This window comes from Muribaculum sp. An289, assembly GCF_002159555.1.
GTDB lineage: Bacteria > Bacteroidota > Bacteroidia > Bacteroidales > UBA932 > Merdivivens > Merdivivens faecigallinarum.
Genome location: NZ_NFIV01000008.1, coordinates 103,896 through 113,176 on the forward strand (window position 1 = coordinate 103,896; position 9,281 = coordinate 113,176).

General features: G+C 50.6%; 10 protein-coding genes, 2 tRNA genes and 1 rRNA gene. 4 read left to right on the forward strand and 9 right to left on the reverse strand.

What is annotated here, in order from left to right; translation table 11 throughout:
• Positions 1 to 18: 18 nt before the first annotated feature.
• A complete protein-coding gene (locus tag B5F83_RS07845; RefSeq protein ID WP_087279033.1) occupies positions 19 to 1,269 on the reverse strand; it encodes a GTP-binding protein in 1,251 nt (416 codons plus the stop codon).
• Between the two features lie 39 nt (positions 1,270 to 1,308).
• Positions 1,309 to 1,734 (reverse strand): GNAT family N-acetyltransferase, encoded by a 426-nt coding sequence (locus B5F83_RS07850; RefSeq protein WP_087279030.1) that lies wholly within the window; start codon positions 1,732 to 1,734, stop codon positions 1,309 to 1,311.
• Positions 1,735 to 1,766: 32 nt separating this feature from the next.
• Between B5F83_RS07850 and B5F83_RS07855 the strand changes: the two genes are divergently transcribed.
• From B5F83_RS07855 to B5F83_RS07865, 3 genes are all read left to right on the forward strand, one after another.
• The gene (locus B5F83_RS07855) at positions 1,767 to 2,117 is read left to right on the forward strand and encodes a hypothetical protein (protein ID WP_143822566.1); all 351 of its coding nucleotides are present in this window, start codon (positions 1,767 to 1,769) and stop codon (positions 2,115 to 2,117) included.
• A 151-nt stretch (positions 2,118 to 2,268) separates the two neighbouring features.
• On the forward strand, positions 2,269 to 2,871 hold the full coding sequence (locus B5F83_RS07860; protein ID WP_087279024.1) for a hypothetical protein: 603 nt from the start codon (positions 2,269 to 2,271) through the stop codon (positions 2,869 to 2,871).
• Between the two features lie 2 nt (positions 2,872 to 2,873).
• Positions 2,874 to 3,161 (forward strand): transcriptional regulator, encoded by a 288-nt coding sequence (locus tag B5F83_RS07865; RefSeq protein WP_087279021.1) that lies wholly within the window; start codon positions 2,874 to 2,876, stop codon positions 3,159 to 3,161.
• Between the two features lie 118 nt (positions 3,162 to 3,279).
• Here the strand turns inward: B5F83_RS07865 and lgt are convergent, their stop codons facing one another.
• Genes lgt through B5F83_RS07885 form a run of 4 tightly spaced genes read right to left on the reverse strand, consistent with a single transcriptional unit; the run spans position 3,280 to position 6,724 of the window.
• On the reverse strand, positions 3,280 to 4,158 hold the full coding sequence (gene lgt, locus B5F83_RS07870; RefSeq protein WP_087279018.1) for a prolipoprotein diacylglyceryl transferase: 879 nt from the start codon (positions 4,156 to 4,158) through the stop codon (positions 3,280 to 3,282).
• A gap of 30 nt (positions 4,159 to 4,188) precedes the next feature.
• The gene (locus B5F83_RS07875; protein WP_087279016.1) at positions 4,189 to 5,127 is read right to left on the reverse strand and encodes an RsmD family RNA methyltransferase; all 939 of its coding nucleotides are present in this window, start codon (positions 5,125 to 5,127) and stop codon (positions 4,189 to 4,191) included.
• 57 nt (positions 5,128 to 5,184) lie between these two features.
• Entirely contained in the window at positions 5,185 to 5,613 is a 429-nt protein-coding gene (locus B5F83_RS07880; protein ID WP_087279013.1) for a radical SAM-associated putative lipoprotein, read from the reverse strand.
• Between the two features lie 43 nt (positions 5,614 to 5,656).
• The gene (locus B5F83_RS07885) at positions 5,657 to 6,724 is read right to left on the reverse strand and encodes a TIGR04133 family radical SAM/SPASM protein (protein ID WP_087279010.1); all 1,068 of its coding nucleotides are present in this window, start codon (positions 6,722 to 6,724) and stop codon (positions 5,657 to 5,659) included.
• 155 nt (positions 6,725 to 6,879) lie between these two features.
• On the opposite strand from B5F83_RS07885, the gene B5F83_RS07890 reads away from it, so the two are divergent.
• Positions 6,880 to 7,410, forward strand: a complete 531-nt coding sequence (locus B5F83_RS07890; RefSeq protein WP_087279007.1) for a GAF domain-containing protein — start codon at positions 6,880 to 6,882, stop codon at positions 7,408 to 7,410.
• A 739-nt stretch (positions 7,411 to 8,149) separates the two neighbouring features.
• Here the strand turns inward: B5F83_RS07890 and B5F83_RS07895 are convergent.
• The 3 genes from B5F83_RS07895 to B5F83_RS10705 all read right to left on the reverse strand — a co-directional run.
• A tRNA-Ala gene (locus B5F83_RS07895) sits at positions 8,150 to 8,223 on the reverse strand.
• Between the two features lie 21 nt (positions 8,224 to 8,244).
• Positions 8,245 to 8,318 (reverse strand) — tRNA-Ile (locus tag B5F83_RS07900).
• 72 nt (positions 8,319 to 8,390) lie between these two features.
• Positions 8,391 to 9,281 (reverse strand): 16S ribosomal RNA (locus B5F83_RS10705); the annotation flags it as partial.

A 9,281-nucleotide genomic window follows, 5' to 3' on the forward strand; every position in this document is an offset into this window, starting at 1 on the left:
CGGAGGTCCGGCCCCGTATCAATAATTTTCAAGGCACTTGTCGAGTTCTTCCTTTATCTTCGCCTCGTCCATGTCCCTGCCTATAAACACTATCTTCTGCATACGGTCGCCGTACTGTTCATCCCAGTCCCGCATGAATCCCGGATCCTGCTGCATGAGCCGTATCAGGTCTTCGGCCGGCGCCGTTGCATACCATTGGCCCGCCTCCCTCAACTGTTTCTGCCTTCCGGCCTGCTCGAACATATAGGACATGTCCCTGTTATCCGTAAAATAGCATATCCCTTTCGTCCGTATCACGCCGGCCGGCCAATGCTTTGCGATGAAATTGTCGAACTTGTTGATATCGAATGCCGGCCGGCGGTAATAGACAAAAGTGCCTATCCCGTATTCTTCCGCCTCGCCCTCGTCGTGATGGTGGTGATGCCCGTGCCCGCCATGGGCGTGCTCGTGGCCATGTTCATGCTCGTGCGTGTCATGCACGTGGCCATCACTGCCATGATGGCCTCTGCGCGCCTCAGCCTCTTCTTCTTCCGAAACCTCGCTCTCTATGCCCCTTATCCAGCCGGCAGAGATTGCTGCCCTGTCGAAATCGAAAAGCCCGGTATCCAAAAGCCTTTCAATATCCACACCGGCATAATCGCATTCCATGATTTCCGCCCCTGGCTGAAGTGTCCTCAGGATTTGTTTCATTACCGCAAGCTCCTGCTCCGAAACCTCAGAAACCTTGTTCAGAAGTATGATGTTGCAGAATTCTATCTGGCTGATTATCAGATTTTCTATATCCTCCTCTCCATAATCCTTGCGTATCAGGGCATTTCCGCCCGAAAACTCGTCCCGCATCCTCAGCGCATCCACTACCGTGACTATGCAATCGAGACGGCAGGTGCCGTTTTCGGTATAAATCCCGCCAAGCGTGGGAATCGTACAAATAGTCTGGGCAATCGGTTCCGGCTCGCAGATTCCGCTCGCCTCTATTACTATATAATCGAATCTGTCCATCCTCACAAGCTCGGTAATCTGCTCGATAAGGTCGGTCCGGAGTGTACAGCAGATGCAGCCGTTCTGCAACGCCACAAGGCTGTCGTCCTTTGAACCTACCACACCGCCCTGCTGGATAAGCTCCGCATCTATGTTCACCTCTCCTATATCATTGACTATGACAGCAAACCTGATTCCCTTCGCATTGGAAAGTATCCTGTTTACCAAAGTAGTCTTACCGCTTCCGAGATAACCCGTCAGAAGCAGAACCGGGATTTCTTTTCCATTCATAATATATCTCCCAAATAATTTTACTTCAAACTAAAAATTTTACTTCAGGCCCAGGTGCAGGATTGGATACGGCTTCCCATCCGGGTCCGTCTCCGACCGGCCGACAATGGAAAAACCCAAATGCATGTAAAAGCCGACAGCCTGTGTATTCTGTTCATTTACATCGACTTTACAAGCCCAGAGCCCGGACACGGCGTATTGCAGCAAAGACTTCCCTATCCCCCTGCCTCTGAAATCGTCATGTACAAACAGCATTTCGACATTGCCTTCCGCCACACCAACAAAACCGGCAAGGACACCGTCTTGTTCAAAGCCATACAGGGACACGCATTCAAAATATCCCGGAAGATGCTCCCTGTAATAGAGAAAATCTTTCCTGTCCAGAAAATCATGCGTAGCCGACACTGCACTTTCCCAGATGTCGATGAGACAAGGATAATCCGATTCCGTAATTTTCCTGATCATGACACAGCACCTATTAACATCGATGCAAAATTATGATTTTTTTGTCTTTGCTTTCCCGGAAAGTGAACCAATTTGCCGGTTTTCTTGGGCACTTTCCCCTCGATAATATTGATTCCACCCCCATTCTCGCCGTTTTTCCCCGGGAAAGTGAACCATATTCCCACGAATTCACGGCACTTTCCCCTATGGCCCACGCACTACCCCGGCTACATTCCAGTACAATGCACTTTCCGGAACAGCTTAAGAAGCTGTTTGAAATTTTTTCAAAAGTTCTTTATGACACCATTCCGGCATCTTTCCGCCATTTTTATCGTAAAATAGCGCTGCTATTCTCCTCAAAAAACGGCAAAAAACCTGCACGGAAGCATGTCTCAAATTTCTGAGAAAAATTTTTAAACTGCTTCTAAAAAATTATTTTGTTTATAGAATAAACTTGTTTATATTTGCACCATCAAAGACAGACAAGCGCGCACAAGTCCTGTTTTTTCAAAATTATTTGGTTTGTTTTTTAAAGTAATTAAAATTGTAAGCATTATGGAAGACAAGAAAATCAACGAAAAAGAAAGTCTCGAACTCATTTCGGAAATGATTCGCAAGACCAAGGAAGGAGCCGCAATGAAACAGGACTACAACGCATTCCTGTTCTACGGCTACACGGCCGCCGCCGTCTCACTGATTGCATGGCTGCTGATACATTTTACCGGGAAAATGGAATTCATGTTCGTATGGTTCGCGATGTTCCTGCCGTACCTGTGGACTACATTTTCGGGAAAACGCAAAAAACCTGAAGTCACGACCTACATCGACGGAATGCTTGGCAATATATGGAAGGTGATAGGCAGCATGTTTGGCCTGACACTGATAGCGATGCTCCTGATAGGCATAGTAGCGACAAAAGAAATAAACTTCTCGTTAATGATGCCGCTCGCGATTATCTACGGAGGAATCGGGACCTCGATGACAGGACTCGTCATTAAGGAAAAATGGTTTGTATGGCCGCCGCTTACCGGTCTTGTTGCAGCAGTTTACATGCTGATGGACGGCAGTTGCGACAATCTGTGGAATTTCCTCTTCGGCCTGTCGTTCCTGACATTCATGGCAATCCCGGCCCACATAGTAAGAAGTAAAATAAAATAACCATGAAAGAACTCGACCCCCTGCTGCATTCGCAACTGCGGCTCGCGATAATCTCCCTGCTGCTTTCTGTCGAAGAAGCCGACTTCAATTATCTGAAGGAAAATACACAGGCCACTTCCGGCAACCTGAGCGTACAGATAGACAAACTGTCCGAAGCCGGCTACATCGAAGTACGCAAGGAAATAGTCGGAAAGAAACCGCGTACCTCCTGCCGCCTTACGGAAACAGGGCGTGAGGCCCTGGAAAAATATGTTTCCGCCCTGAAGGAATATCTCGGGAAAATGTTCTGAGCATACCCCCTCTGACGCTTCAAGGGGATGGACCGCACTTCAAGAAGATGCCCCACCCTTCAAGGGGATGAACCCCAAAGGTGCTTTCTGCATTACGCTTGAAATTACTCCTTTGGGGTCATTTTTTCACCGCATGGGCATAATGCGTAGGCTCCTTTGGCTTGCGCGGAGTCTCGACTTTATCGACCGTAGCCGGCTTGCCGTATATGAGGCTCCACACGAGCAGTCCTATGCCTATGATAATGAACGGAATGCTCAACTGCTGGCCATAATTCAGCGAAAGCCCTACTTCGGACTCGACCTGAGGCTCTTTTATGAATTCTATAAGGAACCTCACGCCGAAGAGCACGATGAAGAATATCCCGAGAATGGTTCCGCGTTTCAGTTTCGGCAGCATGTACCTGTACATTGCAAGCAAAGCGAAGCCGAGTAACGTATACGCCAGAGCCTCGTATATCTGGGTAGGATGCTGCGGTACGGTGCCGCCCGCCCTCTCGAAAATGAAGCCCCACGGAAGGTCCGTAGGATTGCCGCAAATCTCCGAGTTCATGAGGTTGCCTATCCTTATCAGGGCGCCGACGAAGCAGACCGCTATGCAAAGCCTGTCTAAAATCCACAACGTATCGAAGCCGTTTTTCCTGCCGTATTTATGCGCATACCACCACATCGCGAGGACAATGGCAATCGCCCCTCCATGGCTCGCCAGCCCGCCTTTCCATATCATCAGTATTTCCAGCGGATGCGCAAGATAGTAGGCCCGGTCATAGAAAAGGCAGTGCCCCAGGCGCGCCCCGATTATCGAAGCCACAATCAGAGTTATCAGCAAAGGGTCCAAAAGGGACAGCGGCAGCCCTTCCCTCTTGAAATACCATTTGAAAATATACCAGCCGAGAACGAAACCGACCACCCACAAAAGGGAATACCACCTTACGGCAAAAGAGCCTATGTGGAAAATCTCAGGACTCACATTCCAGTGAATGGCAAGAAAATCTATCATAATTATTGTCTAAGTTTTTTTAAAATTCCATCAAATCACGACTCTTGAAAATACGCTAAGCGGCAGATTCTTACCGAAATCGTCCGTCAGGACAAGTTCTCCGTAATCAACCGCCGCACTCCCGTTTCCGAGATGCAGGGCCTCCCTCACTATGGTATCCGCAAGCACGGCGGAATAACCGTTCGAATACAGGTTAAGCAGCAGGAAAGACCGATCCCTGTCCAGAATCGAGGAAACATTTTCCATCATTTCGAAAAGGAGGTCGTCCAACTTCCATTTTTCACCGTCGGGACCGTGGCCGTAAGCCGGGGGATCGAGGATTATACCCTGATATTTATTCCCCCTTTTCGCCTCCCGCCTGGCAAATTTCAGCGCGTCCTCAATCACCCAGCGGATATTGTCGAGGCCGCTGCGGTACATATTGTCCTTGGCCCATGTAACCACCTGCCGCACGGAATCGAGGTGGGTAACATCGGCTCCCGCGCATTTGGCGGCAAGCGATGCTGCACCCGTATAGGCAAACAGGTTCAAAACCTTGACAGGAGAACTGTCTCCCGCATTTCTGTGTCCTGCAACAATATCGGAAGTCTGCCGGAAAATGAATTCCCAATTCGGAGCCTGTTCAGGGAAAACCCCGACATGCTTGAAAGAGGTCAGGCCGAGCCGCAACGAGAACCTAAGTTTTTCGGAATCCGGGGAAGAATACGATATCTCCCACTGCTCGGGCATCCTGCCCTTGTTGTGCCATGTACCGCTATCCTCTTTCCCTGCCTTTCCGAATCCGGCCCCTGTCTCGAAGCGCGTATCCTGGAGACGTGTCCATTCCTGCTCGGACATACTCCTGTTCCACAAGGCTTTAGGCTCGGGACGCCTTACAACGTACTTCCCGAACCTTTCCAATTTTTCAAAATTACCGGAATCAATCAGACGGTAATCTTTCCACTGGGATGAAACGGATTCAAGTATCATAACCTCGCTCTTTGCTCCGGCAAAGATACGTTTTTCTCCGCAATTGGAAAGCCCCGCCTACTCCTTTTTCTTCAGGCGGATTTCCACATCATCGGATTTGAACGCCCCTTTATACCAGTGGCTGCCATCTTCTATCTGATAAACGTCCAGTTCAAGACTGTCAAGGGCGAATTCCCCTCCGTTTTCAGGCCCGTCCTCATCCTGGAAAAACACTTTCATCTTGTCACCAGGAGGGAAAATGACCACCCTGTTGAATTCAAATTCTCCCGAAACATCGGTCGTATCCGCCTCATAAATAGAACTCGGGTGCTCCAAAGACACTTTGATGCCCGGTATAGGATTCGAATCCTCGTCCGTCACCCTGCCCTTCAGTTCATATTCGGCATACGGGCTTCCGTATTCCACCGCACCTATGCACGATGACAGGCCGAAAACGGAGACAAGCAGAAACTTCGAGACCGTAGAGAAAATTTTCCTTAATGTCATAATATGCTGTTTTATGGTTAATACCTATTCTATTAATCGCCTGCTACCGGCCAAGTCTGTCCATGTGGCAGAAAAGCAGTTTTCCGTCATCCGTCCGAAGATGCATCCCGCCTCCGAGGCAATATTTGAAAAACCGGCAGTCGCCGCACTTGTCTTTCCGCATCCACGACCTGTCGCGGTACGGCTGGAAACGGTTTTCCCACACGTCCACGAAATCGTCCTTGTAGATATTGCCCTGATGATAATCGCTCCTGATGCTCGCACACGCCGAAATAGAGCCGTCGGCAAGTACCGAAGCGACTGAAATCCCGGCATTGCAGGAATAGAGATTGTCCCTGACCCTGCCCTCATACGGGCCGAGAAAGCCCTCACACGCATAGTTTGCCTTTATCCTGCCTTCCTTGCGGGTTTCCACTATGAAATCCAGCAGCTGCCTGAACTCGTCGTTGTCCAGCTGAAGCTCCGGGTCGTCGGCCGCGCGGCCTACAGGGAAAACGGTAAAGAGCCGCCACCGCCTCAGCCCTACCGATATAAGATAATCGCGGAATTCGCGGAGTGTATGAAAATTGCGTTTGTTGACACAGGTCACGACATCGAATACGACAGACGGTTCGTTTGCAAGCATTTTCACGGCCTGCGAAGCATAGGCGAAGCTCCCTTTGACCCCGCGCATCCAATCGTGCTCTTCCTGAAAACCGTCAAGGCTTATCGTCGCCGAATGGAGCCCGGCCGCCAGCAGGGCATCGAATCTTTTGGGGGACATGAGCCTTCCGTTCGAAACCAGTCCCCATGAAAATCCCAGCTTGTATATCTCAAGCCCGCATTTTTCCAAATCCTTCCTCATAAGAGGCTCGCCGCCGGTTATCACTACCATGATTTTATGAGGGTCGTATGCGCCGGCCACCCTTTCCAGAACCTTCCTGAAATCCGCGAAAGGCATGTCGGGTACTGTCGATGAAACCTTGCAGTCGCTTCCGCAATGACGGCACTGCATATTGCATTTCAGGGTACACTCCCAAAACAGCTGCCTCAGGACATGTGTCCTGGCATCTTCCGCAACTACAGGACGGTAAAGGTCCAGCATCAGTTTGTTTTTCAGTCCGAGCCTCATATATTTTTCTTTCTGAGATTGATTTCCACATCATCCGACCGGAAGCCGCCCTTGTACCATCCGTCGGCTTTCCGTCAAATAAAACATCCTATAGATGCATCGGGAAATCCAAATGTTGCAAAATAATAGTATTTTTACGGGAAAATTCGGAAGAAATGGCTGAAAATCTTTTTATTGCCTCCGGAGGCAAACAAGAAAAATACGAAGCCCTGCTGCCACAGCTTAGGGCACTGTTCGATGGGGAAAACGACATCGTAGCCAACACCGCCAACTGTGCGGCGGCCCTGCACGCCACATTCGGGCATCTGTGGACAGGGTTCTACTTCGTGAAAAATGCAACGGCTGCCGAAGACGGCAACGCGGACAAACATGAGAAGACCCTCGTGCTGGGTCCATTCCAAGGCCCCATAGCCTGCACAAGGATAGCCTGCGGCCGCGGAGTCTGCGGAACGGCATGGAAAGAAAGACGCACCCTGGTTGTACCGGATGTAGATGAATTTCCGGGGCATATCGCATGCAGCAGCCGGTCCCGCTCGGAAATAGTAGTTCCGGTTTTCAGGAAAACGGCCGGCGACAGTGAAATAATAGGGGTACTGGACATCGACAGCGCCTTTATCGGGGCATTCGACGACACAGACCGGAAATATCTGGAAGAAATCTGCCTGCTGCTGTCACGAACGATATAGGACAAGCGGCCAAAATTTCGGACCAGCGGATAATATCGGTAAAACCGGAAACAGGTCAATTTTGACCATATCTACGCAATCCATTAATTTGTAGCATTTTATAAAACCGCAACAAATTATCCTTGTTCCGAGCGACATCCACGTGGACTTCGCTGGGAATAAGGATTTTTGGATTTTTGATAATATATTGACATACAGTTATTTACAAGCGATATAGTTAAGTCGGGGCGTTCTCGGTTTGACACTATTCTTGCACGCCACGGTTTCGTTTACGGTGGGCTGGGAAACAACATCTCCGCTGAAAGAATGACGGGAAAAGGAATGGAAAAGTAGTTGAAGTGGAATGAGGAGGAAAAATAGGAATTTGTCGTATCATTTTCCACCCCACAGCCATCCGGCCGCTTACGGAATAATTGATAATCAATAACTTACAAAAAATCCAGGCTGTCTTTGGGTGCCTCAGAAAGTACCCAAGCGCAGAGGTTATTTTTATAAATTGCTTATTATCAACCTTTTACAAAAACAATAGCTGGCTATGGGGTGGAAAAAGTTGATTTTGTTCGGGTCACGGGCGAGAAATGAAGCCACGGAAGATTCCGACCGGTATTATCCGCTGGTCCAAAATTTCTGCTGTAACAAACGATATAGCGGGGCCGGTTAAGCAGCGTATGACAACGAAGCAGCGTATTAAACCGAAAACAGGCAGCTACGCTTCCGCGCAACCGCCTGAAATCATCTGTGGAGATAGTCGGAGTCGAACCGACGACCCTCTGCTTGCAAGGCAGATGCTCTAGCCAACTGAGCTATACCCCCGAAAAAAACTTATCAAACCTGTAGTCCCGAGCAGACTTGAACTGCTGACCCCTACATTATCAGTGTAGTGCTCTAACCAACTGAGCTACGGGACTGTTATTGCATCCACAGGGATGCATGATATAAATTAAAGACTATTTCGAGTGAGCTTGTATCCAAAGCTCCAAAAAGGAGGTGTTCCAGCCACACCTTCCGGTACGGCTACCTTGTTACGACTTAGCCCCAGTCACCGGTTTCGCCCTTGGCCGCTCCTCGCGGGCACGGGCTTCAGGCGCCCCCGGCTCCCATGGCTTGACGGGCGGTGTGTACAAGGCCCGGGAACGTATTCACCGCGCCATGGCTGATGCGCGATTACTAGCGAATCCAGCTTCACGGAGTCGGGTTGCAGACTCCGATCCGAACTGGGACGGCTTTTCGGGATCCGCTCCGCGTCGCCGCGTCGCTCCCCGCTGTGGCCGCCATTGTAACACGTGTGTCGCCCCGGACGTAAGGGCCGTGCTGATTTGACGTCGTCCCCACCTTCCTCGCACCTTGCGGCGGCAGTCCCGCCAGAGTGCCCGCCACTACGCGATGGCAACTGGCGGCAGGGGTTGCGCTCGTTATGGCACTTGAGCCGACACCTCACGGCACGAGCTGACGACAACCATGCAGCACCTCGGCGGCCGTCCGTAGACTGGGACGTCTCCGTCCCATCCGGCCGCCGTTCGAGCCCGGGTAAGGTTCCTCGCGTATCATCGAATTAAACCACATGTTCCTCCGCTTGTGCGGGCCCCCGTCAATTCCTTTGAGTTTCAGCCTTGCGGCCGTACTCCCCAGGTGGATGGCTTAACGCTTTCGCTTCGCCACCGAAGCCTCCGCCCCGGCGGCTGGCCATCATCGTTTACGGCGTGGACTACCAGGGTATCTAATCCTGTTCGATCCCCACGCTTTCGTGCATCAGCGTCGATCACGGCGTCGCGACGTGCCTCCGCAATCGGCGTTCTGCGTGATATCTATGCATTTCACCGCTACACCACGCATTCCCGCCGCGGCCACCGTATCCCAGAACCGCAGTCCGG